This is a genomic window from Lentzea sp. JNUCC 0626 (assembly GCF_043632865.1).
GTDB lineage: Bacteria > Actinomycetota > Actinomycetes > Mycobacteriales > Pseudonocardiaceae > Lentzea.
The window spans coordinates 2,146,623-2,172,422 of sequence record NZ_CP171635.1; the positions used below are offsets into that span (position 1 = coordinate 2,146,623).

General features: G+C 71.0%; 20 protein-coding genes. 10 read left to right on the top strand and 10 right to left on the bottom strand.

Annotated elements, in window-relative coordinates:
- Positions 1-21 precede the first annotated feature (21 nt).
- From JNUCC0626_RS09590 to JNUCC0626_RS09610, 5 genes are all read left to right on the top strand, one after another.
- On the top strand, positions 22-7,107 hold the full coding sequence (locus JNUCC0626_RS09590; RefSeq protein ID WP_394619326.1) for a beta-ketoacyl synthase N-terminal-like domain-containing protein: 7,086 nt from the start codon (positions 22-24) through the stop codon (positions 7,105-7,107).
- 132 nt (positions 7,108-7,239) lie between these two features.
- Entirely contained in the window at positions 7,240-8,670 is a 1,431-nt protein-coding gene (locus JNUCC0626_RS09595; protein ID WP_394619327.1) for a phenylacetate--CoA ligase family protein, read from the top strand.
- A 102-nt stretch (positions 8,671-8,772) separates the two neighbouring features.
- The gene (locus JNUCC0626_RS09600) at positions 8,773-9,231 is read left to right on the top strand and encodes a peptidase inhibitor family I36 protein (RefSeq protein WP_394619328.1); all 459 of its coding nucleotides are present in this window, start codon (positions 8,773-8,775) and stop codon (positions 9,229-9,231) included.
- 198 nt (positions 9,232-9,429) lie between these two features.
- Positions 9,430-10,335, top strand: a complete 906-nt coding sequence (locus JNUCC0626_RS09605) for an ArsR/SmtB family transcription factor (protein WP_394619329.1) — start codon at positions 9,430-9,432, stop codon at positions 10,333-10,335.
- 57 nt (positions 10,336-10,392) lie between these two features.
- Positions 10,393-11,073: a class I SAM-dependent methyltransferase gene (locus tag JNUCC0626_RS09610; protein WP_394619330.1), complete on the top strand. Its 681-nt coding sequence runs from the start codon at positions 10,393-10,395 to the stop codon at positions 11,071-11,073.
- Here the strand turns inward: JNUCC0626_RS09610 and lnt are convergent.
- From lnt to JNUCC0626_RS09635, 5 genes are all read right to left on the bottom strand, one after another.
- Positions 10,988-12,463: an apolipoprotein N-acyltransferase gene (gene lnt, locus JNUCC0626_RS09615; RefSeq protein ID WP_394619331.1), complete on the bottom strand. Its 1,476-nt coding sequence runs from the start codon at positions 12,461-12,463 to the stop codon at positions 10,988-10,990. The two genes, JNUCC0626_RS09610 and lnt, sit on opposite strands and share 86 nt — an antisense overlap.
- Positions 12,450-13,919: a polyprenol phosphomannose-dependent alpha 1,6 mannosyltransferase MptB gene (gene mptB, locus JNUCC0626_RS09620; RefSeq protein ID WP_394619332.1), complete on the bottom strand. Its 1,470-nt coding sequence runs from the start codon at positions 13,917-13,919 to the stop codon at positions 12,450-12,452. The genes lnt and mptB overlap by 14 nt, the downstream gene beginning before the upstream one ends.
- A gap of 66 nt (positions 13,920-13,985) precedes the next feature.
- Positions 13,986-15,554 (bottom strand): sigma-70 family RNA polymerase sigma factor, encoded by a 1,569-nt coding sequence (locus tag JNUCC0626_RS09625; RefSeq protein ID WP_394619333.1) that lies wholly within the window; start codon positions 15,552-15,554, stop codon positions 13,986-13,988.
- 94 nt (positions 15,555-15,648) lie between these two features.
- Positions 15,649-16,419: an SDR family NAD(P)-dependent oxidoreductase gene (locus JNUCC0626_RS09630; RefSeq protein ID WP_394619334.1), complete on the bottom strand. Its 771-nt coding sequence runs from the start codon at positions 16,417-16,419 to the stop codon at positions 15,649-15,651.
- 47 nt (positions 16,420-16,466) lie between these two features.
- Positions 16,467-17,048 (bottom strand): TetR/AcrR family transcriptional regulator, encoded by a 582-nt coding sequence (locus tag JNUCC0626_RS09635; RefSeq protein WP_394619335.1) that lies wholly within the window; start codon positions 17,046-17,048, stop codon positions 16,467-16,469.
- 53 nt (positions 17,049-17,101) lie between these two features.
- Here JNUCC0626_RS09635 and JNUCC0626_RS09640 point away from each other — a divergent pair, with 53 nt between their 5' ends.
- Positions 17,102-17,914 carry a VOC family protein gene (locus JNUCC0626_RS09640; RefSeq protein ID WP_394619336.1) on the top strand — a complete coding sequence of 271 codons (813 nt, stop codon included), beginning with the start codon at positions 17,102-17,104 and terminating at the stop codon, positions 17,912-17,914.
- Positions 17,915-17,965: 51 nt separating this feature from the next.
- On the opposite strand, the gene JNUCC0626_RS09645 is transcribed toward JNUCC0626_RS09640, so the two are convergent.
- The gene (locus JNUCC0626_RS09645) at positions 17,966-19,024 is read right to left on the bottom strand and encodes an SDR family oxidoreductase (protein WP_394619337.1); all 1,059 of its coding nucleotides are present in this window, start codon (positions 19,022-19,024) and stop codon (positions 17,966-17,968) included.
- A 133-nt stretch (positions 19,025-19,157) separates the two neighbouring features.
- On the opposite strand from JNUCC0626_RS09645, the gene JNUCC0626_RS09650 reads away from it, so the two are divergent.
- Entirely contained in the window at positions 19,158-19,988 is an 831-nt protein-coding gene (locus tag JNUCC0626_RS09650) for a helix-turn-helix transcriptional regulator (protein WP_394619338.1), read from the top strand.
- 9 nt (positions 19,989-19,997) lie between these two features.
- On the opposite strand, the gene JNUCC0626_RS09655 is transcribed toward JNUCC0626_RS09650, so the two are convergent.
- The 3 genes from JNUCC0626_RS09655 to JNUCC0626_RS09665 form a co-directional block, all read right to left on the bottom strand.
- Entirely contained in the window at positions 19,998-20,651 is a 654-nt protein-coding gene (locus JNUCC0626_RS09655; protein ID WP_394619339.1) for a GOLPH3/VPS74 family protein, read from the bottom strand.
- A gap of 175 nt (positions 20,652-20,826) precedes the next feature.
- Positions 20,827-21,429: a response regulator transcription factor gene (locus tag JNUCC0626_RS09660; RefSeq protein WP_394619340.1), complete on the bottom strand. Its 603-nt coding sequence runs from the start codon at positions 21,427-21,429 to the stop codon at positions 20,827-20,829.
- A complete protein-coding gene (locus JNUCC0626_RS09665; protein ID WP_394619341.1) occupies positions 21,426-22,502 on the bottom strand; it encodes a sensor histidine kinase in 1,077 nt (358 codons plus the stop codon). The genes JNUCC0626_RS09660 and JNUCC0626_RS09665 overlap by 4 nt, the downstream gene beginning before the upstream one ends.
- Positions 22,503-22,683: 181 nt before the next feature.
- On the opposite strand from JNUCC0626_RS09665, the gene JNUCC0626_RS09670 reads away from it, so the two are divergent.
- Positions 22,684-23,565 carry an ABC transporter ATP-binding protein gene (locus JNUCC0626_RS09670; RefSeq protein WP_394619342.1) on the top strand — a complete coding sequence of 294 codons (882 nt, stop codon included), beginning with the start codon at positions 22,684-22,686 and terminating at the stop codon, positions 23,563-23,565.
- A 29-nt stretch (positions 23,566-23,594) separates the two neighbouring features.
- Positions 23,595-24,314: an ABC transporter permease gene (locus JNUCC0626_RS09675; RefSeq protein ID WP_394619343.1), complete on the top strand. Its 720-nt coding sequence runs from the start codon at positions 23,595-23,597 to the stop codon at positions 24,312-24,314.
- A gap of 4 nt (positions 24,315-24,318) precedes the next feature.
- Here JNUCC0626_RS09675 and JNUCC0626_RS09680 read toward each other — a convergent pair whose 3' ends face one another.
- A complete protein-coding gene (locus JNUCC0626_RS09680) occupies positions 24,319-25,101 on the bottom strand; it encodes an MBL fold metallo-hydrolase (protein ID WP_394619344.1) in 783 nt (260 codons plus the stop codon).
- Positions 25,102-25,191: 90 nt separating this feature from the next.
- Between JNUCC0626_RS09680 and JNUCC0626_RS09685 the strand changes: the two genes are divergently transcribed.
- Positions 25,192-25,794, top strand: coding sequence for a TetR/AcrR family transcriptional regulator (locus JNUCC0626_RS09685; RefSeq protein WP_394619345.1), 603 nt, complete (start codon positions 25,192-25,194; stop codon positions 25,792-25,794).
- Positions 25,795-25,800: the final 6 nt, after the last annotated feature.

Consider the following 25,800-nt stretch of genomic DNA (forward strand, 5'->3'; position numbering starts at 1 on the left):
TCGAAATCTGGGGAGGTAGCGGTGAAGACGATCTCCGAGTTGCTCGTGGACAACGCCCGCGAGTTCGGTTCCAGGGACGCCTACAGCGATGACCGGCGGACCGTCACGTGGTCCGCGCTGGCCGACCGCACCGGGCGCCTCGCGGCGGGACTCGACGTCCCGCGCGGGGCGCGCGTGGCGGTGCTGCTCGACGACGGCGTGGACCTGGTCGAAGCCGTGTTCGCGGTGGCGCGGGCGGCCGCCGTGTGCGTGCTGCTCAGTCCACACGCGACAGAGGCCGAGCTGCGGACGTTGCTGGCGGACTGCACGCCGTCGCTGGTGATCTGCTCGCCGCGGCTGGCGCGCTCGCTGCCCGCAGGGGTGCGGGTGCTGACCGATGTCGAGGCGTTGGCGGCGGGTGGTTCCGGGGTGCCTCGGGACGATCTCGGGCTGGACGAACCCGCGTGGATGCTCTACACCTCGGGCACGACGGGTGCGCCCAAGGGTGCGGTGTCGACGCAGCGGGCCGGGTTGTGGTCGCCGTCGACCTGCTACGGGCCGGTGCTCGGGATGTCCTCTTCGGACCGGTTGCTCTGGCCGTTGCCGATGGCGCACAGCTGGGCGCACACGATGTGCCTGCTCGCGGTGCTGACGCTGGGCGCCGAGGCTCGGGTGTGCGGGCGGGTCTCGCCTGCCGAGCTGAAGAGCCTGCTCCGGTCGTACGCGCCGACCGTGCTGACCGGTGTTCCGACGACGTACCGACTGCTGCTGGAGTCGTCGCCGGAGCCTGTGCCGTCGTTGCGCTTCTGCCTCACCGCCGGGGCGCCATCTGATCCTGGGCTGCTGGCGGACGTCGGTGCGGCGCTCGGGGCTCCCCTGCTCGACCTCTACGGCGCTACCGAGACGTGCGGTGCGATCAGCATCGGGGCGCCGGCCGCCGGGGTGTCCGTGCGGATCGTGGACGGGGAGATCCAGGTCCGTTCGCCCGGCCTGTTCTCCGGCTACTTCGGGCGTCCTGACGAGACCGCGCGGGTGTTGCGGGACGGCTGGTACCTCACCGGTGATCTCGGGCGGTTCTCCCCGGACGGCGTGCTGCACGTGACCGGGCGCGTCGGGGATCTGATCATCCGCGGCGGGCAGAACGTCGACCCCGTCGAGGTCGAGTCCGTCTTGCTGGGATTGCCCGGTGTGCGGGACGCGGCTGTGGTGGCGCGGCCGGATGCGGTGCTGGGCGAGGTGCCGGTGGCGTTCGTCGTCGGGTCCGCTGATGGTGGTGCTTTGCTGCGGGCTTGTGCGGAGGTGTTGTCCCCGTACAAGGTTCCGGTCGACGTGCGGTTCGTGGACGCCGTTCCGCGCACCGGTTCCGGCAAGGCGCGCAGGAACGTGTTGCGCGCTCAGGCCGTGCCGTTCGCCGGGTCCTTGGTGCAGCTCGTGCTGGACGAGGTGGCCTCGTTGTGCGGGGTGGCCGACCTCGACACCGCGTTCGCCGACATCGGGATGACGTCGCTCGACGGCATGACGTTGCGGCATCGGCTGAGCGAGCGGACCGGGTTGTCGCTGCCGTCGACGCTGGTGTGGGATCACCCGACGCCTTCGGCCGTCGCTGCGCACCTGGCGTCGTTGCGCGGAGGGGGTGCTGCCTCGCCCGTGGTGGAACCTGGTGACGGGGCCGAGCCGATCGCGATCGTGGCCGTGGGGTGCCGGTTCCCCGGTGGGGTGCGGTCGCCCGAGGACCTGTGGCGACTGGTCGCGGACGGGGTCGACGCGACGAGCGAGTTCCCGGTGAACCGCGACTGGGACCCTTCGGTCTACGACCCGTCTCCGGACGCCGTGGGCAAGACTTATTCGCGGCGTGGCGGTTTTCTGCACGACGCGGCCGACTTCGACGCCGGGTTCTTCGGGATCTCGCCGCGCGAGGCCGTGACGATGGACCCGCAGCAACGGCTGTTGCTGGAGGTCGCGTGGGAGACGATCGAACGGGGTGGCATCGCGCCGACTTCGTTGTCCGGCAGCGATACCGCGGTGTTCGTCGGGTTGATGCACAACGACCACGCGGGGCGGGTCGACGGGCACGGCATCGAGTCACACCTCGCGCTCGGGTCGACCGGCAGTGTGGCGTCCGGGCGGATCTCCTACGTGCTGGGGCTGCGCGGGCCTTCGCTGACGATCGACACCGCGTGCTCGTCTTCGCTGGTGGCGATGCACCTGGCCGCGCGGTCGCTGCGGGCCGGTGAGTGCTCGCTGGCGCTGGCCGGTGGGGTGACGGTGATGGCGACGCCTGGCCCGTTCGTGGCGTTCAGCCAGCAACGCGCTTTGTCACCGGACGGCCGGTGCCGGTCGTTCTCGGCTTCGGCGGATGGCACCGGGTGGGCCGAGGGTGCCGGACTCGTGCTGCTGGAACGACTTGCCGATGCTGAGCGGCTCGGGCATCCGGTGCTCGGGGTGCTGCGCGGGTCGGCCGTGAACTCCGATGGCGCCTCCAACGGTCTTACCGCGCCGCACGGGCCCGCTCAGCAGGCCGTGATCCGGGCCGCGCTGGCCGATGCGGGGTTGCGCGGGTCCGATGTGGACGTTGTCGAGGGGCACGGCACCGGGACCACCCTGGGAGATCCGATCGAGGCGTCCGCGCTGGTGTCGGTGTACGGCGGTGATCGCGCCGAGCCGTTGCGGCTCGGGTCGGTCAAGTCGAACATCGGCCACACGCAGGCGGCGGCCGGGGTCGCGTCGCTGATCAAGGTGTTGTGGGCGATGCGGCACTCGGTTCTGCCCCGTTCCCTGCACGCCGACACGCCTTCGCCGCACGTCTCGTGGTCGGGTGTGCGGTTGCTCGCCTCTTCCGAGCCCTGGACTGGTGATCGGCCGCGGCGGGCGGGCATCTCGTCGTTCGGGATCAGCGGCACGAACGCGCACGTGATCGTGGAGGAGCCGCCCGCCCGGCCGGTCGTGGCTCCTGGCGTCGGGTCCGCTCCCTGGTTGCTCAGCGGGGACGACGACGAGGGGCTGCGGGCGCACGCCGCCGCGCTGATCGGCGTCGCGGGGTCCTCTGTGGACATCGCGTTCTCGCTCGCCACCTCCCGCGCTCACCTGTCTCGCCGGGCGGCGGTGTTGTCCGGCTCGGTCTCGGCGCTGCGCGACCTCGCGGCCGGCGTTCCCCATCCGTCCGTCGTCGTCGGTACAGCGCAACGGCCTTCGCTCGCCTTCCTGTTCACCGGTCAGGGTTCCCAGTTCGCTGGGATGGGAGCCGATCTCGCCGCCGCGTTCCCCGTCTTCCGGTCGGTGTTCTCGGACGTGTGTGCGATGTTCGACCTGTCGTTGGAGTCGATCTCCGGGCCTGAGGTGGACCGGACCGAGTACACGCAGCCGGCGTTGTTCGCCTACGAGGTGGCGATGTGCGCGCTGCTCAGTTCGTTGGGCGTTCGCCCGGCCGCGGTGACGGGCCACTCCGTCGGCGAACTGGCCGCCGCCCACGTGGCCGGTGTGCTGTCCCTGCCGGACGCCGTGCGGCTGGTGAGAGCGCGCGGGCGGGCGATGGCGTCCCTGCGAGGGGGCGCGATGGTGGCGGTGCGGGCCGATCCCGTTGAGGCACAACGACTGGCCGACTCCCTCGGCGTCTCGCTGGCGGCGGTGAACGGGCCTGGTTCGGCGGTGCTCTCCGGCCCGGCCGCCGCTCTGGCCGACGTGCCCGGACGCCCGCTCGGCACCTACGCGTTCCACTCCGCTCTGCTGGACGACCTGCTGGCGGAGTTCCGCTCGGTGGCGGAGTCGATCACGTACTCGCTGCCGCGGATCCCGTTCTTCTCCACCCTGACCGGCCGTGCCGAAACCTCGGCGCTCACGTCCGCCGACTACTGGGTGCGCCAGGCCCGCGAGACCGTGCTGTTCGCCTCCGCGATCCGCGGCCTCTCCGCGTTCGGCGCCACCGCGTACGCCGAGGTGGGCCCGTCCGCCACCCTGACCCTGCTCGCGCAGGAGTCGGCTTCGGGGACGTTCACGGCGATGTCCGAGGGCGTCCTCGACGGCCTGGCGACGCTGCACGTGCACGGAGTTCAGGTCGACTGGAGCGCCGCTCTGCCGCACGCCCGGCGCTGCGACCTGCCCACGTACCCGTTCCAACGCGAGCGCTACTGGCTCCCGGCGGGCACCACCCCGTCCGGCTCGGTCCTGTCCGCGGTCCGTTCCCCGTGGCTGGCAGACCACCGCGTGGGCGCGGACGTGCTCGTGCCCGCGACGGCGTTCATCGAGATGGCCTGGCAGGCGACCGGCGACCGCCTGGACGACTTCGTGGTGCACGAGCCGCTGGTCCTGGGTGCGGACGTCGAGGTGCAGGTCCTGGTCGACCAGGAGCGCACCGTCAGCATCTGGTCCCGCTCCGCCTCGACGTGGACCCGCCACGTCTCCGCCACCGCCGTCCGCTCGCACGGCCCGGTGGACTCCTCAGCCTCGTGGCCTCCCCCTGGCACCACACCGGTCCCCGTCGACTACGCGGCGCTGGCCGCCCGCGGCTACCACTACGGCCCGGCGTTCCGCGGCGTCACGGCGTTGTGGCGGTCGGACGACTCCGTGTTCGCCGAGATCTCCCTGCCCGACAGCCCGTTCCCCTGCGTGCTGGACGCCGCCCTGCACGCCTCCGTGCTCGCCTCGGGCAGCGACGAGGTGCGCGTCCCGTTCGCGTTCGACGGCGTCGAACTCTTCCAACCGGACGCGACGTCGGTGCGAGCCCACCTGACCCGCACGGCGCCCGACACGGTCCGCGTCCTGGTGACCGACACCTCCGGCAACCCGGTGGCCCGAATCGACTCCCTGACCACCCGCCCGCTGAAGCTGGACGTGGTCCAGCACCTCACCTGGGTCCCGGCCTCCCCCACCCCTGCGGACGGCACGCTGTACGAGGCAACCGACGTGACAGCAACGTTGGAGCACCTCCAATCCTGGCTGGCGACGTCCTCCGAACGGCTGACGGTCGTCACCCGCAACGCCACCACAGCCGACCCGGACCTGAGCGCGGCCGCGATCTGGGGCCTGGTCAGCAGCGCCCAGGCCGAACACCCCACCCTGACCTTGGTGGACCTCCGCACCCCGACGTCCACCCCGCTGATCACCTCCACCCCACGCCTCGCCATCGCCGACTCGACCGTCCTGCAACCAGAACTGGCCCCCGCACCACCACCGTCGGCCCCGCTCCCCGACTTCGACGGCCCGGTCCTGATCACCGGCGGCACCAGCGCCCTGGCCGAACCCCTGGCCCGCTACCTGGCCCCGAAGACCGAACACCTGATCCTGGCCAGCCGCACCGGCCGCACACCGGACTGGGCAGCCGACCTCCCCTGCCGGGTGACAGCGGAGGCCTGCGACGTCTCCCACCGCGACGAGGTCTTCACCCTCGTCGCCACCCACCCGCCGTCCGCCGTCTTCCACCTGGCAGGCGTCCTGGACGACGGCCTCCTGTCCGCGATGACCCCAGAACGTCTCGCCGCAGTGATGTCCGTGAAGGCACAAGGCGCCTGGCACCTGCACGAGGCGACAGCCGACCTCCCCCTGACCGCCTTCGTCCTCTACTCCTCGGCCTCAGGAGTGCTGGGCCGCCCGGGCCAGTCGAACTACGCCGCCGCCAACGCCTACCTGGACGCCCTGGCCCGCCACCGAACGGCCCGAGGCCTCCCGGCCCACTCCCTCGCCTGGGGCCTGTGGGACACCAAGTCCGGCATGGGCGCGCACCTCCCGGCAGACGGCGTGGTCGCGATGACCGCGGACACCGCCATAGCCGCCCTGGACCGCGCCCTCCGCACCGCCGAGCCGGTCCTGGTCCCGATCCAACTGGCCCCCGCCGCGCCTCCCGCGGCGGAGTGGGCCGACGTCGAGTCCGGCGTGCGCGCCACGGTGGCGTCGGTCCTCGGCTACGCGGACGCGTCGGCGCTGCCCTCGGACAGGGAGTTCGGCGACCTCGGCTTCGACTCCCTCACGGCGTTGCAGGTGCGCAACCGCATCAACGCGGCCACGGGCCTGAAGCTGGCCGCCACCCTCGTGTTCGACCAGCCGACGCTGCCCGACCTCGTCGCCCACGTGCAACAGGCCCTGGCCACTGAGGCCGGAATCGATCCAGACTCGCAGGCCCCCTGGGGGGATCGGGTCCCCACTCCAATCGTCTCAAGCAGGTCTGACAATTCCGGCCGCAGCACCTTCGCCGGTGGCAGCGGCCTCGTCGAACAGACGGCAGACGGCACGACCTTCCGGAGCAGTGCCCGTGGAGGTGGCGGCCGGAGGACCAGCAACACAGCCTTCGCGGGCAACCGCGGGAACGAAGTCGCCTGGCAACCCGACACCGCGCGCCCCGCGAGCAGCGGCGGCATCGCCGACCTCTACCAGCGCGTCCTCCGCCACCAAGGCCCGCGCGAAGCGATGGCCCTGCGCTACCTCGCCTCCTACGCCCTCCCCACTTCCACCACCCCACCCCGCCAGTCCCCGCTCCGCCTCACCCGAGGCAAGAACTCCCCCACCCTCGTCTACCTACCGAGCTACCTCACCCCACCGGATCGCCCGCCCCTGACCCTCGCCAGCCACTTCGACCCCGAACTGCTCCTCCTCCCCTACCCCGGATTCGGAGACGACCCGACCCTCCCCGCAGACGTCGAAACCCTCCTGACCCACCACTCCGCGGCGATCCCGACCAACGCAGTCCTAATCGGACACTGCCTGGGCGGGGTGATCGCCCAAGCCCTGGCAGACCGGGCCAACGCCAAAGCGGTCGTCCTGATCGACACCGACGAAGGCGTCCTCACCCGAGACGACGACCGAGCCCTGGCCCTGATCGCCGGCGAGACCAGAATCCCGAACCACCACCCGACCGACGCGGCCGTCCTCGCCGGCGGCGGCTACGTGCGCCTCTTCGACGGCTGGCGCCCACCGCCGTCCACCACACCGACTCTCCTGCTCCAGGCCGGCCCGACCCCGGAGATGCGGGACCCGGACAGGGACTGGCGAGCGAAGTGGCCACTCCCCTGCGACACGAGGCAAATTCCCGGCGACCACGACACCGTGCTCACCGAACACGCCGCCACCACGGCCCAGGCGATCAAGGACTGGCTGGCTAGGCCCTGTCCTGCAAGTCCGTCAGGTGGCAGGCGCGGGTGAGCGAGCCGGAGGCGGTGCCGCCGCGATGCCCTCATACCGGAGGTATTCGGGCATCGTGGCGGTGCCGCCTCCGGGTCCCTCGGCCGCCACTGTCGCCCGACGGACTTGCAGGACGGGGCCTAGGCTCGGCTGATGGACACCAGCCGGCAGACGCGTGTGCATCAGGCGTTCGACGACTTCTTCCAACCAGGACAACCGAACGAGAACTGGGTGCTGGACCTGTTCCAGCGCACCGCGCGCACCGTGCCGGCGTACGCGAAGCTCTTGCAGGCCAACGACATCGACCCGGACACCATCCGGACCGAAGCAGACTTCCAGCGGTTGCCGCTGCTCGACAAGGCGAGCTACCACGAGCGGTACCCGCTGCCGGAACTCTGCCGCGACGGGGAGCTCACCGGCTCGGACATGATCGCCGTGTCGTCGGGTTCCAGCGGCAGGCCGACGATCTGGCCGCGGGCGCTGGAGGACGAGCTGCACACGGCCAGAAGGTTCGAGCAGGTGCTGGTCGACGGGTTCCACGCCGACACCACGACGACGTTGGCCGTCGTGTGCTTTCCGCTCGGCACGTGGGTGGGCGGGTTGTTCACGCAGGCGTGCGTGCGGCATCTGGCCGCCAAGGGGTGTCCGATCACCGTGGTGGCGCCGGGCAACAACAAGGCCGAGATCCTGCGGGTGCTGCCGGAGTTGGCGCCGCACTTCGAGCAGGTGGTGTTGCTCGGGTACCCGCCGTTCGTGAAGGACGTCATCGACAGCGGCGAGAACTGGGCGGCGCACCGGATCAAGCTGGTGCTGGCCGGCGAGGTGTTCAGCGAGCAGTGGCGGGACCTCGTGGCACAGCGGGCGGGCATCGCGAATCCCCGGGAGGACGTCGCTTCCCTTTACGGCACAGCGGACTCCGGGGTGCTGGGGAACGAGACGGCGCAGTCGGTGAGCATCCGGCAGTTCTTCGCGGGGCATCCCGACGAGGCGCGCGAGGTGTTCGGGGACTCGCGGTTGCCGACGTTGGTGCAGTACGACCCCGGCAGCAGGTTCTTCGAGGTGCACGACGGGACGCTGGTGTTCACGGCGGACGGAGGGATCCCGCTCGTGCGGTACCGGATCGCCGACGAGGGCGGGATCTTCAGCCACGCCGAGATGCTGGAGATCTGCTCCCGCAGCGGGTTCACCCCGCAACCAGGGCCGGAGCTGCCGTTCGTGTTCCTGTTCGGGCGGTCGTTGTTCACGGTGTCGTTCTTCGGCGCGAACGTCTACCCGGAGAACGTGACGGTCGGACTGGAACAGCCGGGCATCAGCGAGACGGTCACCGGGAAGTTCGTGATCGAATCGGTCGAGGACGAAGAGCGCGACCGGCGGCTCAGGGTCACCGTGGAAGCCGCGCCAAACGCCGACCCGGACGCGGGTGTGATCGCTGCGGCGATCAGGGCCCAGTTGTTGCGGCTCAACAGCGAGTTCGCGCACTACGTGCCCGCCGAACGGCAGCTGCCCGAGGTGGTGCTGCGGCCGCACGGCGATCCGGACCACTTCCCGGCCGGCGTGAAACACAGGTACACGCGACGAGCCTGAAATGTGCTTTTGCGCTACGGAGCAATAGCTTTTCGAAACTTCCTCCTGCTGCTTAAAGTTGCGCCTGACCGAATTCAGGGGTGCGGTTAGGGAGGAAATACTTTGAGCATTGTCAGGCGCGTTGTGCTGGCGCTGATGCCGCTCGTCATGCTGTTCACCGTCGCGTTCGCGGCGCCGAGCGCGCAAGCGGAGGCTCCGGTCGCCGAGGCCGCCGTCGTGGGCGCGGCGTTCGACTCGGAGACCGGTCAGGCGCTCGCCGCCTGGGACTGCAACACCGGCAACGTCTGCTTCTGGAACGGGTTCGGCGGCACGGGTGGCCGCTGCATGTGGTCCGTGGCCGACGACGACTGGACCGCCGGCCCCATCAAGTGCTCCTGGGCCACGACCAAGGAGGTCAAGTCGGTCTACAACCGCGGCACGTCCTCCGCCAAGGGCGTCAGGTTCTACCGCAACACCGGCTACAACAACTCGATCGGCTGCACGAAGCAAGGCCAGAAGGGTGACCTCGCGGGCACCTACCAGGTCCGCTCGCACAAGTGGGTGAGCACCAGCTGCGGCTGAGCCTGAAATCGACGTGAACCGGACGCGAAGACCCAGGTCTCGCGTCCGGTTTTCGTTGCGATAAATGGCGGAGTGACACGCCCAGTATCGTTGTGCGCGGTGACCTGGCCTGGGGAGGTTGCTGTGTTGCGCATCCATTTTTCCGACGGTGATCTGGAGCGTACGCAGGTAGCGGAAAGGGTGGATCCACTCTGGGAAATGGTGTTCAGCTGGCTTCGGCTGACCGAGTTGGACAGCGGGTTGTTGTTGCAGCCGTGGCTGCGCGACATCCGCCGCAACGGCGACCGGCAGGTGATCACGTCGGGCGTCCGGATCCTGTCGGTGCTGGCCCCGAAAGGGCCGTACTTCCCCGACTTCATCACGCCACCCGAAGGGGCGAACGGCCTGGGGAGCGCTCTCGCCGCGATCCGGTCGACACCCCGGCAGCGGTTGCGGGACGAGCTCGGGCGGCTGGAGGAGGTGCGTCCCACGCCGTCGTGGACACGTCCGCTGGCGGCGGGTGACGGCGAGTCGCTGCTGGAACTCACCGAGGCGCTCGCCCGCTACCACCGCGCGGTCGTCGAGCCGTACGCGGAGCTGATCGACGAGGCCGTCGAGACGGACCGCGTGCACCGCAACGGGCTCGCGTCCACCGTGGAGGGCCTGTTGAAGGGCATGTGGCCGTTGATGAACTGGCGGCCGCCCGTGCTGGAGGTCCAGTACGCGCACGACCGCGAGCTGCACCTCAACGGGCGCGGCCTGCGGCTGGTGCCGTCGTACTTCTGCCGCCGCACACCCGTCGCGTTCGCCGATCCGGGCCTTCCCCCGACCGTGGTGTACCCGCTGCACCACGACTGGACCTGGCAACGGCAGCTCGCGAGCGGCCGGCGCGACGACCACGCGCTCTCGGCGTTGCTCGGCAGCACCAGATCGGCGGTACTCGCCGCCATCGGCACCGGTGCCACCACGACCGAGCTGGCGGTACGCCTCGGCGCGTCCCCGTCGGCGGTCAGCAGGCACACGTCGGTGCTGCGGGAGGCGGGACTGCTCACGACCGAACGGCAGGGGCTGTCCGTGCTGCACCAGCGCACGTTGCTGGGGTCGGCGCTGCTCGGCAAGAACTGAGTCAGCCGTGCGCGGAATCCGTGGCAGGCGAGGCGAGGCCGCTGGTCGACTGGGAACGTGGCTGCCTACGACGAGATCGCCGACTGGTACGAACACCGGTTCCTCGGCACGCAACGAGGTGACCCGCTCGGGGTCGGCCGCGCGCTGACGGACCTGCTCGGCGAGGGCGCCGGGACGTGCCTGGAGATCGGCTGCGGCACCGGCGTCCACGCCGCGCTCCTGCGGGAGCTGGGGTGGACGCCGGTCGGCGCCGACCTGTCGGCGGGCATGCTCGGCCACGCGCGGGGCAGGCTGCCCGTCGTCCAGGCCGACGCGAGCCGGTTGCCGCTGCGCGAGAGCAGCGTTCCCGCTGTGGTGTCGGTGCTCGCGCACACCGACATGCCCGCCTATCCGGACGTGCTGCGCGAGGTGGCACGGGTGCTCGAACCAGGCGGCACGTTCGTGCACGTCGGTGTGCACCCGTGTTTTTGTGGTGGGTTCGCCGACCGCACGAACGCGGACGCCGTCGTGATCCGCCCTGGGTACGCCGACGGTCACTGGACTCGCGAGTCGTGGACCGACCAGGGCCTGCGCGACAAGGTCGGCGCTGCGCACTGGCCGCTGCCGGCCCTGATGGACGCGTTCCTCGACGCCGGGCTGACCCTCGGCCGCTTCAGCGAGGGAGGTGCGCCGACTCCCGTCGTGCTCGCCGTCGCGACCACAAAGCCACCACGCACGCCCCCAGCGCCCCTGCGGTGAGCAGCACGTGGAGCGCGCCGCCGAACCGCGTGGCGAACGTCAGGTCCGTGCGCAACGGAACGGTGCCGGTCATCAGGTCCTCGGTGAACATGCCGGTCGACTGCACCACGCTGCCGTCCGGCCGCACCACCGCGCTCACGCCGCTGATGGCCGCGACGACGACCGCGCGGCCGTGTTCGATGGCGCGTAGCCGGGCCATGCCGAGCTGCTGGTAGGTCATCTCGCCGCGGCCGTACCAGGCGTTGTTCGTCGGCACCACGAGCACCTGGGCGCCCTCGGCGGTGCTTTCGCGCAGCACGTAGTCGTAGGCGACCTCGTAGCAGATGCCGATGCCCACGCGGGTTCCGGCGACGTCGAGCACGCCCGGTGCGTTGCCGGCGATCAGGTCGGGCTGGTCGGCGAACGGGGTGAAGATGCGGGCCAGCGGGCGGAGCGGGATGTGCTCGGCGAACGGCACGAGCTCCTGCTTGGCGTACGACTGGCCGGGGCCGCTGACCGGGTCCCAGGTGATGACGGAGTTCTGGCCGTTGCGCAGGGCGCTGACCAGGGTGGGCACGCCGAGGTCGGCGATGGCGGCGTCGATCACCGGGTCGCGGTCGCGGGTGCGGGTCGCGCTTTCCGGCCACACCACCAGGTCCGGGCGCGGTGTCGCGCCGCCGCGGATCTGGGCCGAGAGTTCGGCGGTCTTGCGCAGGTGGTTGGCGCGCAGGGTGGCGTTCTCGGAGAGCAGGCCCAGGCCCAGGTCCGGGGCGTTGCCCTGCACGACGGTGACGGTGCGTTCGCCGGTCTGGGCCTCTACGGAGATCAATGGCGACACGACGAGGGCGGCGACGACCGGTACGAGGGCCCACGCACGGGTCCAGCGCGGCAACCAGGCGGCCAAGCCGAAGCCGGTGAACACCACCGCGAACGTCACCAGCGGCGCGCCACCCAGCACGGCGAGCCGCGCGAACGGGCCGTCTACCTGGCCGAACGCCACGCGGCCCCACGGGAAGCCGTTGAACGGGATCAGGCCGCGCAGGGTCTCCTGCAACACGAACAACAACGTCGCCCACACGGGTGCGGCGGGCAGCGTGGACACCAACGGGAAGAGCGCGCACACCCCGCTGATGAACAACGCCATCAAAGCGCTGAGCACCAGCCATGGCCACGGCCCGAAGTCGTTGCCCAGGAAGTGCTGGATCCACCACAGGTGCGGCAGGAAGAACGCCAGCCCGAACGCGAACCCGAGCCCGGCCGACCGGCGTGCACGAACACCCCGCAACACCAGCCACAGCACCACGAACGCGGGCACGGCGAGCCACCACAGCACCCGAGGCGGGAAGCTCAGCGCGAGTGCGCCACCGGCGAGCAGAGCGGCGCCGTAGCGCCTGAGATCACGCTTGCTCAACGGACACCCGAGACGCCTGGGACACGCGAGACACCGGAGACACCCGGCGCAGCACCAGGTACGCGCCACCGACCAGGGCGATCCCGACGACGTAGGCGGCCACCAGCTCCGGCACGCGGCCGGTGAAGTTGCCCGCGAGCGGCGGCACCAGCAGCGCGAACACCCCGGCGAGCACGGCCGCCCGCGTCCGCCAGACGTCTTCAGAAAGGCAGGCGGCGAGCGGCACCAGCGCCCACAGCAGGTACCAGGGCTGAACGACCGGCCCCAGCGCCACGATCACGCTCATCATCAACCCCAGCGACGTCACCTCGGAGATCCGTCCGCGCAGCTGGCCGCCGACCAGCACCACCACCGCGCCGAGGATCAGCACGAGCCCCGCGATCCGTGCCGAGGAAATCATGACCTGACCGGTCTGCGGGCCGAACACCGCACCCGCCAGGTAGCCGGGCCAGTTGGTCGGCGCCATCCAGCTGTTCACCTTCGACGGCGTGCCGAGCGCCTGCACCCAGCCGAAACCGGTCTGCCCGGCCAACGACGTCACGACCGACACCACCACGAACGCGGCGAGCATCGCGAACCCGGAGGCCACCAGCCGCACCCATCCCCCGCCGAGCCTGCGGGCCAGTGCCGTGCCGACGACCGCGAGCGCCACCAACGCCGGGAGCTTGACCTGCGCGCCCAGTCCGATGAGGACGACACCGGCCGTGTACTGCCACCAACGAAGTTCAGGCAACGCGTGCAACGCCACGACAGTGCCCGACAGCATGAGGCCGAGCATCAGCGCGTCGTTGTGGACACCGCCGATGAGATGCCACAGCACCAACGGGTTCATCACCCCCAGCCACAACGCCTTGCTCTCCCGCACCCCCGCCATCTCGGCCAGCCGCGGCACCGCCCACACCACGAGCAGCAGCCCGGCGACCGCCGCGAGCCGGTACAACCCGATGCCCGCCACGGGATTCCCGCCGGTCACCCCGGTGATCGCCCGTTCGATCGTGTTGAACAGCGGCCCGTACGGCGACGGCGTCTCCCGCCAGTACACGCCGACCCGCGCCACCGCCTCCGCACTCGCGCCCAACGCAGGGCTGACCACGTTCGGGTCGAAGCCGTTGCGCGCCACCTCGCCCTGGGCCAGGTAGCTGAAGACGTCCTGGCTGAACAGCGGTGGCGCGACCAGCAACGGGCCGCACCACCACGCCAGCGTGCGCCGCAGCCACGACGCGTCCGGCCGGGCGCGGCCGAGCAGCGCCCACGCCAGCACGACCAGCCCGGCACCCGCGATCGCCACGCCCAGCGCCACCGCGCCCGCTCTCGCGCTGACCGCCCACGCACCGGCGGTCAGCAGCAGCGCACCGCCGAACCCGGTCCAGCGCAACAGCTCCGGAGTGTCAGTGGTGGTGGGACGGACGGTGACGGTCTGCACGAGGAAGACAGTGCTTTCCGGACGGATCGTCACGCGTCCGGCTGTGGTCGCGTCCCGGGTACTACTTCAGGATGATCTTTTTTAAACCGGCGTTCACGCTCAACTTCCGGCGAAGTCGTGCGTCATCCACACGGTGCCCTTCGCGTCGCGGATGACGACGATGCCGATGCGGGTGGACGACTTGCTGAGGATGTTCTTGCGGTGGCCGTCGTTCGGCGGCTTCTCGTCGATCATGCCCTGGGTGAGGCCGAGCGCCATCTTGGAGATCGCCTCGACGTTGTCCTTGACCGGACCGCCCATGCCGACGTTCTCCGCGACCGAACTCCACTTCACGCCCGCCGCGCTGCTGCGTTCGCCCAGACCGCTCTCGCCCGCGCACTGGTGGGACAGGCCGCAGTCGTTGCTCATCATCGCCCTGGTGTGCCGGTCGGCCGCGGCGACCAGCGCCGGGTCGACGGACAGCGGCGGCAGCCCGGCCGCGGCGCGGGTGTCGTTGATCAACGCCAGGACGCGTTCCTCGGCCGTCGCGACCTTGACCTGTTGCGGAGCTTGAGTTGTCGTCGTCGTGGTGGTGGTCGTGGTCGTCGTAGTAGTGCTGCTCGCGACCGACGACGACGTGGGCGCCGCGCTCGACAGTTCCGTGGAGGACACGAGAGTCGTCGGCGGTGGCGTGTTCGGCACGGCGATGGCCGCCGGTGGGTCCGAGGGGAACAGCACGATCGTGCCGACCACACCGACGAGCGCGCACACTGCGGCCGCGCCCGCCACCGCGAGCACCGGCTTTCCGGCGAGCTTCGCGAACACGCCCACCGGTTCGGCCAGGTGTGTCGGCGCCTCGACGGCGTGCGCCACGAGCTCGGGCGTCACGTCCCCGAGGTTCTCCAGCAACCGCGGCAGGTAGGCGGCCGGGACGACGAGCAGCGCCGCACCGGTGAGGATGCGTTCGACCGGCATCGCGTCGTCCACGCCGCGGCCGCACCGCCCGCAGTCGTCGACGTGCCGCAGGAGTCGCTTGCGCCACAACGGGTTGGGCTCGCCGTTCCAGCCCTGCGCGGCCCGGTCCAGGCCCGCACAGCGCGGTTCCATCGACAGGGCGCGCACCAGGTGCCGAATCGTTTCGAGGCGGCCCTTGAGCCTGCTCACCCGCACCGTGACGGCGTGCGCGCCGAGGTCGAGCGCGTCGGTGACCTCGGCCCTGGTGAGCTGCCCGACGCGTTCGAGCGTCCACAGCGCCAGCAGTTCGCGGTCGGCCGGGTCGAGCCACCGCGCGGCCTCGTCGACCTCGCGGCGTTGCTGGGCGAAGTGCAGGCGGGACAACGCGGTCTCGACGAACTCGGCGCCGGGATCGGCCCTGTCGTACTCCTCCAGCGGCGCCGGGGCGAGGTCGCGGCGGCGGTAGTGCTCGCGGACCTGGTTGATCGTGACGGCCACCAGCCAGGACCGGAACCTGTCCGGTTCCCGCAGCGCGTCGATGCCGCGGATCACGCGGACCATCGTCTCCTGCACCACGTCGTCGACCTCGGCGTCGGCGTGCAGCGCCCGACCGGCGACGTTGTAGACCAGTGGCAGGCACCCCGCGACCACGGCGTCGAGCGCCGTCCGATCACCGGTCCGCGCGGCCTCCACCTGCTCCGCGTCCACCTGCCCCAGCCACTCCCGACCCGTCACTTCCGCACCCTTCGCCGACCGAGTTCCTCTACGCCATGGGAGACCGGCGAGTCTCACCTCAGGTCACAGAAACCGGGGCGATAGGTGACCCAGGTCACACGGCGACAACCGCCACTCCGGTGCGTCCGCCGTCGACGTCCAGCACGATGCCGTGCACGAACTCGGCGTCGTCCGAGGCCAGGTAGACGGCGGCCCGCGCGATGGCGTCCGGGCGGCCCGCCTCCCCCGCCGGGGTGCCGCGCATCATCACGTTCGAGACGGCGCGGATCTCCTCGTCCCACTCGTCCGAGGCGATGACACCCGGCGAGATGGCGTTGACCCGGACGCCCTGCGGACCGAACTCCGAGGCCCAGGCGCGGGTCAGCGTCTCCATCGCGCCCTTGGTCGAGCTGTAGACGGAGCCGCGGTGCACGCCGAGGCGGGTGATCCACGAGCCGAGGTTGACGATCGTGCCGCCGCCCGCCTCGATCATCCCGGGCACCAGGGCCTGGGTCAGGAAGAACGGCGCCTTCACGTTGACGTCGTAGATGCGGTCGAACGTGTCCTCGTCGGTGTCGAGCGTGCCCGGCGACGGGTAGATGCCGGCGTTGTTCACGAGGACGTCGACACGGCCGCCGAGCAGCGCCTTCGCCTCCTCGGCCAGCGCCTGGCTCGCGGCCGGGGAACCGTCGAGGTCGGCGCGGGCGAAGTCGGCCTTGCCGCCGTCCGCGCGGATCTGCGCGACGACCTCCGCGCCGCGCGTCTCGTTGCGGCCGGAGACGACGACGTGCGCGCCTTCCTTCGCGAACGCCTGGGCGATCGCGCGGCCGATGTTGCTGGTGGAACCGGTGATGAGGGCCGTCCTGCCCTGCAGTCGCTGTGCCATGCGTTCGAAGCTACGAGCGCCATTTTGGACCCGCAAGTCCAGAACTGCTAGTCGCGGAGGTGGTCGACCAGCATGTCGAGCACGGCCTCCAGGTGGGTGGCGCTGCCGGTGGAGCGGATCACCTGGACCCCGCCCTGAATACCCGCGATCAGGGCCGCCGACATGCGGTCGGCGTCCACCCCGGCCCGCACCAGGCCCGCGTCCTGCATGTCCAGCACGCCCTGGCGCAGCTCGGCCTGCCACCGGGCGAGCAGCGTGCTGATCACCTCGTGGGCGCCGGGCGTGCTGCCCAGTTCGTTCATCAGCACCCCCAGCGGGCAGCTGCGCCCCTGCGCCCGGTAGCGGGCCACGACGACGTCGCGCCAGCGTTCCCAGGCGGCCCACGTCGTGAGCGCGCCGAGGTGCGGCCGCTGGTCGGCGAGCACCCGGTCGGCCTCGAAGCGGGCGACGGCGAGGAAGAGCTCCTCCTTGCCGTCCGGGAAGTAGTGGAAGATCTGGCCCTTGCTGGTGCCGGTGATCGCCCTGATGTCGTCGAGCGTCACCCCGCCCGCGTCGTCACTGCGCAGGTACGCCGCCGCGCCCTCGATGATGCGCTGCCGGGTGGCTTGACCCTTCGCGGTGAGCTTCACCACCTCACGGTACGGCTTTCTAGACCAGCCGGTCCACTTCTACAATCGCTCTCATGATCATCCAACCGGGACATCCGTGCTGGGTCGAGCTCGCCACCAACGACACCGAGCGCAGCACGCGGTTCTACGAGACCGTGTTCGGCTGGAAACACCACTGGACGAAAGATGACTCGGGCCAGGACTACGCGATCGCCGTGCTGGACGGCGAGCCCGTCGCCGGCGTCCGCCCGCTGGACCGCGCCACGCTCGACTGGACGCCCTACCTGGCCGTCGCCGACCTGGCCAGGACGAGCGACCGAGTGCGCGCGCTCGGCGGCAAGGTGCTGGAGTCCCACCCGCAGACCATCCCCGGTCACGTGGCCAAGGTCCTGGTCGACGACCCCAGCGGCGCGACCGTCGGGATCGCCCAGCCCGTCGACGGCGGCGGGTTCACCGCGGGCGTCCCCGGCGCGCTGGTGTGGCTCGAGTTCGTCACTCGCGGCCCGCGCCAGGCCGACCCGTTCTACCGCGCGCTCTTCGGCTACCGGCAGCAGCAGGTGGGCGACGGCAAGGCGGTCGACCACGTCGTCTACTCCACCGGCGGCGACACCGTGATCGGCCGCGTCCGGATGGCACCGGACACCCCCGCCACCGTGCCTCCGCGCTGGATCGCGCACTTCGCGGTCCCGGCCGGTCTGGACTTCGCCGAGACGCTCAACCGGGCTCGCACGGCGGGAGCACGCCTGCGGTTCCAGCCCTACCCCTCGCCGCTGGGCCAGGTGGCGGTGCTCGCCGACCCCCTCGGCACGCGGTTCGCGATCATCGACCCGGAACTGGCCTCGGACTGGGACACGGCGTCCCCGGCCGACGACCCCTACGACGACTAGGCGGTGTCTGACAATTCCGTTTGGTGACAGGCGCGGCGGATCCCTCGGCCGCTACTGTCGCCCAACGGAATTGTCAGACACCGCCTCACCGGCGAGAGACCGCTGCACCATGCTCTGCCCGGCCGCGAGCACGGCCTCGCGCGCCGGGCGCGGCTGCCAGCCGAGCACGCGCCGCGCCTTGTCGTTGGACACGACCTTGACGAACCCGAGGTCGGCGGCGACGGACCTGAACTCGGGCTGGAAGCGGGACGCGAGCCGCACCACGAAGTCGGGCATCGTCCGGGTCGGCACCTTCCGCGCGGCGGACCCCAGGTTCTCCCTCAGCAGCGCCCCGACGTCCTTCAGCGCGATCGACGGGCCGCTGGACACGAGGAAGCGCTGGCCCGCCGCGTCCGGGGTGGTCATCGCGAGCACGTGGGCGGTGGCGACGTCGCGGACGTCGACGATCGGCATCCACATGTTCGGGTACGCGGGCATCCCTCCGTCCAGGATGCGCTGCACGACGTGGTTGGAGCCGGAGATGGCGTCGCCCATCACCGGTCCCATCACGGCCACCGGCAGCATCGTGACGAGCTCCATTCCGTTCCCCTGCTCCGCGACGAACTCCCACGCGGCCCGTTCGGCCAGGATCTTGCTCTTGCCGTAGGCGTCCATCCCGGGGCCGTCGAGGACGGACCAGTCCTCCTCGGTGAACGTGCCGTGCGTGTGCGGATGCCCGAAGCCCACGGCGTGGAAGGCCGAGGTCAGCACGACCCGGCGCACTCCGGCGTCCCGGGCCGCGCGCAGCACGCGGAGGGTGCCTTCGCGGGCGGGGTCGATGACGTCGTTCTCGTTCTCGACGCGCTGCAGGTGCACCGGCGACGCCACGTGCAACACGTGCTCCCGGCCCGCCACGGCCTCCGCCCAGCCCTCGTCGGCCATCAGGTCGGCGGTCACGAACGTGAGCGCCGAGTCGTCCCGCAGGCCCGCGTCGGCGAGCACCGCGCGCACGGCCTTCTCCTTGCCGGGCGACCGCACCGTGGCGCGGACGTCGTGGCCCTCCTCCAGCAGCCGGATGATGATGTGGCCTGCGATGAAGCCGGAGCCCCCGGTCACCAGAACGTTCGCCATGTCGGTCACTTTCCCTGGTCAGATGTGGTCGTCACCGATGTTTCGCCCGAACGTGCGGAGCTACCAGGGCCCCTTCCAGCCTGGGGTGTGTCAGGACCCCTCACGGACCGGGCGGTCGCCTTACCGTGGTGCCATGACCGACGATCCGAACCTGCTCGGCGAGTTCCTGCGGGCGCGGCGCGAGCTCGTCACGCCCGAGCAGGCGGGCATCCCGGTGCACGGGGTGCGGCGGGTTCCGGGGCTGCGCCGCGAGGAGGTCGCGATGCTCGCGGGCATCAGCGCCGACTACTACCTGCGGCTCGAACGCGGTCGCGACCGCCACCCGTCGGTCCAGGTGCTGGAGTCGCTCGCGGACGTGCTGCGCCTGGACGACGACACCCGCGAACACCTGCTCGGCCTCGCCGCCGACAAGCCCCGCCGACGCCGCCGCGCCCGCCGCGAGGTCGTGCCCACCGGCACGGCGAAGCTGCTCGCGATGCTGCCGTTCCCGGCCTTCGTCGAGGGCCGCTACCTCGACGTCCTCGCGGCGAACCCGCTGGCCACGGCGCTCTCACCGAGACTGACCGCCGGCGCGAACCGGCTGCGGGACGTGTTCCTCGACCCCGAGGAACAGGAGATGTTCCCCGACTGGGAGATGGCCGCCGCGTACCTCATCGCGGGGTTCCGCCAGGCTGCGGGCACGGCCACCGACGATCCGCGCTTCATCGAACTCGTCGGCGAACTCACGCTGGCGAGCCCGCTCTTCCACCGGCTCTGGGCCCGCCACGACGTCCGCCCGCGGATGAGCGCCACCGTCCGGTTCCGGCACCCGCAGCTCGGCGACCTCACGCTCAACCGGGAAAAGTACCTGGTCAGCGGCACCGACGGCATCATGCTCGTCGTCTACCACCCCGACGCCGGCAGCGAGGCGGCCGACCAGCTCGCGCTGCTCGCCTCGGCCTCGCTGCGGCAAGTGGCTCGCTGAGAACGGCACTCAGGTCACGGTCGTGACCACCACGGCGGCGGTGACCGCTGCGGTCGACGCGGCGATGCCCGCCGCGGCCACGGCCACCGCGGTGCTCACGGCCTCCGCGCCCCAGTTGCCCTTCTCCAGTTCCTTCGCGCGCCGGTGGACCTCGCCCGACCACGCGAGCGGCGGTTGCAGGACCGGCAGGGCGCCGCTCGCGGACAGCAGTGCGGTCAGCGCGGCGGTGCGCGGGTCCGGGGTCTCGCCGTCGACGAGCACCGCGTGGATGCGTTGGCGGACCTCCTGCTCGTGGGTGTTGTCGGTGGCGGGCAGCGTGTTCATCCGGAACACCCCGAGCACGCGCTTCTTCTCCTTGGCGATCAGGCCGCGCTCCACCAGCCGGTCGACCACCGCGGACCACGTGTCCGCGCCGATCCTCGGCAGCAGGGAGCCCACGGACCTGGGCTTCTCGGTCACCTTGTCGTAGCCGGCCCGCAGCAGCGGATCGTCGGGCGCCTCGCCGGTCGCGACGACCTTCTTGTCCTGGACGTCGACCAGGCCGGCGAGGGCGAGTTCGACCAGGACGGCACCGCCCATCGTCGGGTAGAGGGTGCCGGCGGCGGCTGGGGTGCCGGACTCGTCGTCCATCAGCAGCAGGGCCAGGTCCTCGACGATCAGCATGCGCGTTCCTCTCTAGTGGTGTGGCTCGGAACGTTGCCGGGGGAATTCGCGGTCAGACGGGTGCATCGCGGTGCCGCCCCCACGTCCTCGTACTGGTTGTACGGGGGCGTGGGGGCGGTGCCGCGAGGCGCCCCGCTGAGTGCGGATTACCTCGCCAACGTTTCGAGACGCGCCGCTACAGCCAGTCGTGTTCACGTGCGTAGCGGGCGGCTTCGTGCCGGGTTTTGGTCTGGGTCTTCTGCATGGCGTTGGACAGGTAGTTGCGGACCGTGCCCTCGGCCAGGTGGAGCTGGCGGGCGATGTCGGCGACCGAGTACCCCTGGGAGGTCACCCGCAGAACGTCGACCTCGCGCTCGGTGAGCGGGCAGTCGTCGACCACGGCCAGCGCGGAGACGTCCGGGTCGATCCAGCGCCTGCCGCCGTGCAGGGCCGCGATCACCTTCGTGATGTGCGCGGGGTCGGCCGATTTGCTCACGAAGCCCTGCACGCCGAGCTTGAGGGCCTTGCGCAGGACGCCGGGGCGGGCGTGCCTGGTCAGCATCAGGACCACCTGGCCGGGCAGGGCACGGCGGATCTCGGCCACCGCGTCCAGGCCGTCCATGGTGGGCATCTCCAGGTCGATCACCAGGACGTCCGGGCGGTGTTCGAGGGTCGCCGTGACGGCCTGCGCGCCGTCTTCGGCTTCGGCCAGGACGGTGATGTCGCCCTCCATCGGGAGCAGCGCCGCCATCGCCTTGCGCAGCAGGGCTTCGTCGTCGGCCAGGACCACGGTCGTCATCGCGCCACCCCCGCCGGGAGGCTCGCGGCCGTGGTGAACTCGCCGTCCTCCCTGGTCGCCGTCAGCTCGCCGCCGAAGCCCGCCAGGCGGTCCCGGAGCGTGGACAGTCCGCGCAGGTCGGGCTGGTCGTCGCCGGACGCGCCGTCGTTGACGATCGTGATGGCGGACTCGGCGAGCGTGATCCGCACCTGCGCGGCCTGGGCGTGGCGGAGGATGTTGGTGGCCGTCTCGCGCAGGACCTGGCCCAGCAACTCGCCCGCTCCCTCGTCCACCGTCGCCGTGCGCACGATCCGCACGCGGATTCCCGCCGCCTCGAACAGGTTCTTCGCGTTCTCCAGTTCGCCGGTGAGGTTGAGCCGCCGTTGCGCGTACGCGAGTTCCTTGGTCTGCCTGATCGTGTCGCCGACGAGGGCGTGGATCTCCCGCAGTTCCTCCTCCGCGCGGTCGGCGTCGCGGCGCACGAGCTTCTCGGCCAGCGCGGTCTTGAGCTTCACCACGTGCAGCGTGTGGCCCTGGATGTCGTGCAGTTCGCTCGCGAACCGGATGCGTTCCCGGGCGACGGCCAGCTCTCGTTCGTGCTCGCGAGCCTCGTCCAGTTCGGCCAGGACCCGGTAGAAGGCGTCGTTGGCGAACATGAACCCGAGCGTCACCACCATGACGGCCGTGGGGACCAGCACGAACTCGAACGTGATCGCGAGCACGCTCTCCGGCGACACCAGCAACCTCGACGCGCCTGCCACCGCGACGAACGCCACGAGTCCGGCGGCCGCCGTGATCCGGTGCCGCTTCATCTGCGGCACGATGAGCGGGCCGACCAGCGTGATGCTGTAGAACGCCGTGGTGCTGCCGCTGACCACCACGCCGAAGACCCACACCGCCGCACTGATTCCCAGCAACGGCAACGCGTAAACGTGGATGTCGTCCCTCGCCCAGCGCACGACGGCCACAATGGACGTCAGCACGCCGACGACCAGGACGGCCGCTTCCCACCAGGTCCGCGAGTCGAACACGACGAGACCCGTCCCGACGGGGATGATCACCGCGAGCTGCGTGGTGATGTTCAGCCTGCTCATCCGTCCCCGCGCGGACGAGGCGTAACTGGGCGGTACCGGCGTCATCACCGGCCCAGTATTTCCCCGGTCGCGGGACCGCACCAGTGACGCCACGTCATGCCTTCGGGGGCACAAATGTCACGGTCGGCTGATGACGTGGCGACACTGCCGCGGAGTCGTCGCCTCCGGTGAAATCGACGGCATGTCAACCACACCCGTCATCGAAGTGGACCAGCTGAACGTCGTCTACGGCGACTTCCACGCCGTGCAGGACCTGTCGTTCCACGTGCGGCGCGGTGAGCTCTACGCGTTGCTGGGCACGAACGGCGCGGGCAAGACCTCGACGCTGGAGACCGTCGAAGGGCATCGCGCCGCCACCTCGGGCACCGTGCGGGTCTTCGGGCACTCACCGTCCGACCGGGCCGCCGTGCGCCCGCGGATGGGGATCATGTTGCAGGACAGCGGGTTCACACCGGACCTGACCGTCGCGGAGTCCGTGCGGCTGGTCGGCTCGCTCACCCGGCGCACCGACGAGGTCGCACGCGTGCTCGACGTCGTCGACCTCACCCGCAAGGCGGACACGCGGGTCTCGCAGCTGTCCGGCGGCGAGAAGCGGCGCCTCGACTTCGCCACGGCCGTGTACGGCACGCCCGAACTGGTGTTCCTGGACGAGCCCACGACGGGCCTCGACATCCAGTCCCGCGACGACCTGTGGTCCACAGTGGACCGGATGCGCGAGACGGGCACCACCGTCGTGCTGACCACGCACTACCTCGAAGAGGCGCAACAGCACGCCGACCGCATCGGGCTCATGCACCGCGGCCGGTTCCACCGCGAGGGCACCGTCGCCGAGCTCACCAGGACGTTGCCGTCGATGATCCGGTTCGGTCTCGGCACCGGCGCGCCCGTGCTGCCGCTCGACGCCACGCGGGAGACCGACGGCCGGTACCTCGTCGAGACGTTCGAGCTCCAGCGGTCGATGTCGGCGTTGCTGCGCTGGGCCGAGGACCACGCCGTCGAGCTGCGCGACCTGGAGGCCGGGCCGACACGCCTCGACGACGTCTTCCGCGCCATCGGTTCCTGATCCCCGTTCAGTCCGGAAAGGACACAGCAGTGCTCCCGATCTTCCTCAGCGAACTGGCCCAGCTCTTCCGCAACCGGTCGGTGCTGGTCACGAGCTTCGTCATGCCCATCGCCGTCAGCGCGTTCTTCCTCTACCAGCACGAGGTCTTCGCCCAGCTCGGCAGCCTCGGCTACATCGGGGCGATCGTGATGTTCACGGTCAGCGCGTTCGGTCTCTACACGAGCGCCGTCACGACGCTGGCCTCGCGCCGCCAGAACCTGTTCCTCAAGCGGCTGCGCTCGACCGCCGCGAGCGACGCGAGCATCCTCACCGGACTCGTGCTGCCCGCCACCGCCGTGGCGCTGGTGCAGGTCGTGGCGATCATGGCCGTGCTCGCCGCGGTCACCACCACCCCGGACAACATCGCGTTGCTGGCACTCGCCGTCGTCACCACCGTGCTGATGATGGTCGGCCTCGCCCTGGCCACCGCCGGCCTGACGAACTCGCCCGAACACGCGCAGATCACGACGTTGCCCGTCAGCCTCGGCGTGATCGCCGTGGCGAGCTGGGTCGGGATCACCGGAACCGAGGAGCTGACGCTGCTCAAGCGACTGCTGCCGGGCGGATCGGCGACCGAGCTCGTCGTGAACGCGTGGACCGGCGGCGTTGCGGTCGCGGACTCGCTGGTCCTGCTGCTCCCGACGCTCGCCTGGGTGGTCGTGGCGGCGGTGGCCGCCGCGCGCCTGTTCCGCTGGGAGCCGCGCCGGTGACGGCTCACGCCGCCAGATCGAGCCACTCCCCCACCGCGAGCACGCGGGCACGGTCGCCCGCGTGCTCGCGGAACTCCCGCTCGGGGTCGGCGACCTCGACGTAGCCGGGAATCTTGAACGGCTGCTCCGTCTCGTAGTGCATCGGCACGGCGTGACGGGCGTTCAGGATGTTGGCCGCCGCGGCCGCCTGCAACGGGTCCATCGCGGCGGTGACCGGGCTCGGTGGCTGGAGGTGCGGCGCGTCGACGACCGCGCCGTTGGCGGGCACGAACACCGCGTCGAACGGGCTGAAGCGCCGGGCCACGAGCCACCACCAGCCGTGGAACAACGTGTCGCCGCCGTGGAAGACCCGCTGCCCGTCCGCCTCCACCACCCAGTTGAGCTGCGGGTCGCCCAGCCCGTCGACCGACGGCACGGCGGTGACCCGGAACGGCCCGAACTCCCTGGTGGACCACGTGTCCACGGCCTCGGCCGCGAGCCGGTGTTCCACGATCTCGCGCTCGCTCGGCAACGTCGCCACGTTGTCCACGTCGTCGCCGTGACCACGAGCGGGCCGCAACACCGGTGCACCGGCGGGCAACACGCTCGCGAGCGCCGCCGCGTCCGTGTGGTCGCGGTGCAGGTGCGTGACCAGCGCCGCCGTGGCCGCACCACTCGCCGCCGTCAGACCGATGCCCGGCCGCCAACCGGTGAACAGCGGCGAGAGGTCCTGTACGTAGTCGATCAGCAGCCTCTTCCCCGCCGCCTCGACCTCCACGCCCGCCCAGCCCAGCCGTCGCACCCGCATGCCGCACTCCTCCGTCGGTGGTTTCGGCGGAATTTAGCGTACGAGCGTTCTCCAAATCAATAGCGGACGCTCGTACGCTATTCTCGCCGCATGTCACCGCGCCGTTCCGCCGCCGAGGCGCTCCTGACCCGAGCGCGGATCCTCACCCGTGCCGCCGAGATCGCCTCGTCCGAGGGCCTCGAGGGCATCACCATCGGCCGCCTCGCCGAGGAGCTGGAGATGAGCAAGTCCGGGGTGCACAAGCACTTCGGCACCAAGGAGTCCCTCCAGATCTCCACGGTGGACAAGGCGTTCGTCGACTTCTGGCGCCTGTACGTGGAGCCCGCCCTCACCGAGCCCACCGGCCTGCGCCGCCTGCGCGTGCTGTGCGACAACTCCGTGCGGTACCTGACCGAGCCGCTGCTGCCCGGCGGATGCCTGCTGACGGCGTCGCTCAGCGAGTACGACGGACGGCCCGGAGCGGTCCGCGACGCCGTGGTCGAGGCGTGGTCGGGCTGGCAGGGCCAACTCCGCGCCGAACTCGACGCCGCCGTGGACAACGGCGAGCTCACCGGGCCGTTCGACGTCGGCCAGGCGCTGTTCGAGATCCTGGCCGCGGGCTTCGCGCTCAACTCGGCCGTGCAACTCGGGCAGGACCCGTCGGCCGCTCTGCATGCCCGCCGCGCGATGGAGCGGGCGATCGTGCAGGCCTGAGTTCTG

Bases quoted from the DNA above. Each gene is read 5' to 3' on its own strand.
- JNUCC0626_RS09595 (WP_394619327.1), top strand. From the start codon at position 7,240: ATGGACACCAGCCGGCAGACGCGTGTGCATCAGGCGTTCGACGACTTC.
- JNUCC0626_RS09605 (WP_394619329.1), top strand. From the start codon at position 9,430: ATGGTGTTCAGCTGGCTTCGGCTGACCGAGTTGGACAGCGGGTTGTTG.
- JNUCC0626_RS09630 (WP_394619334.1), bottom strand. From the start codon at position 16,419: ATGGCACAGCGACTGCAGGGCAGGACGGCCCTCATCACCGGTTCCACC.
- JNUCC0626_RS09640 (WP_394619336.1), top strand. From the start codon at position 17,102: ATGATCATCCAACCGGGACATCCGTGCTGGGTCGAGCTCGCCACCAAC.
- JNUCC0626_RS09645 (WP_394619337.1), bottom strand. From the start codon at position 19,024: ATGGCGAACGTTCTGGTGACCGGGGGCTCCGGCTTCATCGCAGGCCAC.
- JNUCC0626_RS09650 (WP_394619338.1), top strand. From the start codon at position 19,158: ATGACCGACGATCCGAACCTGCTCGGCGAGTTCCTGCGGGCGCGGCGC.
- JNUCC0626_RS09655 (WP_394619339.1), bottom strand. From the start codon at position 20,651: ATGCTGATCGTCGAGGACCTGGCCCTGCTGCTGATGGACGACGAGTCC.
- JNUCC0626_RS09660 (WP_394619340.1), bottom strand. From the start codon at position 21,429: ATGACGACCGTGGTCCTGGCCGACGACGAAGCCCTGCTGCGCAAGGCG.
- JNUCC0626_RS09665 (WP_394619341.1), bottom strand. From the start codon at position 22,502: ATGAGCAGGCTGAACATCACCACGCAGCTCGCGGTGATCATCCCCGTC.
- JNUCC0626_RS09670 (WP_394619342.1), top strand. From the start codon at position 22,684: ATGTCAACCACACCCGTCATCGAAGTGGACCAGCTGAACGTCGTCTAC.
- JNUCC0626_RS09680 (WP_394619344.1), bottom strand. From the start codon at position 25,101: ATGCGGGTGCGACGGCTGGGCTGGGCGGGCGTGGAGGTCGAGGCGGCG.
- JNUCC0626_RS09685 (WP_394619345.1), top strand. From the start codon at position 25,192: ATGTCACCGCGCCGTTCCGCCGCCGAGGCGCTCCTGACCCGAGCGCGG.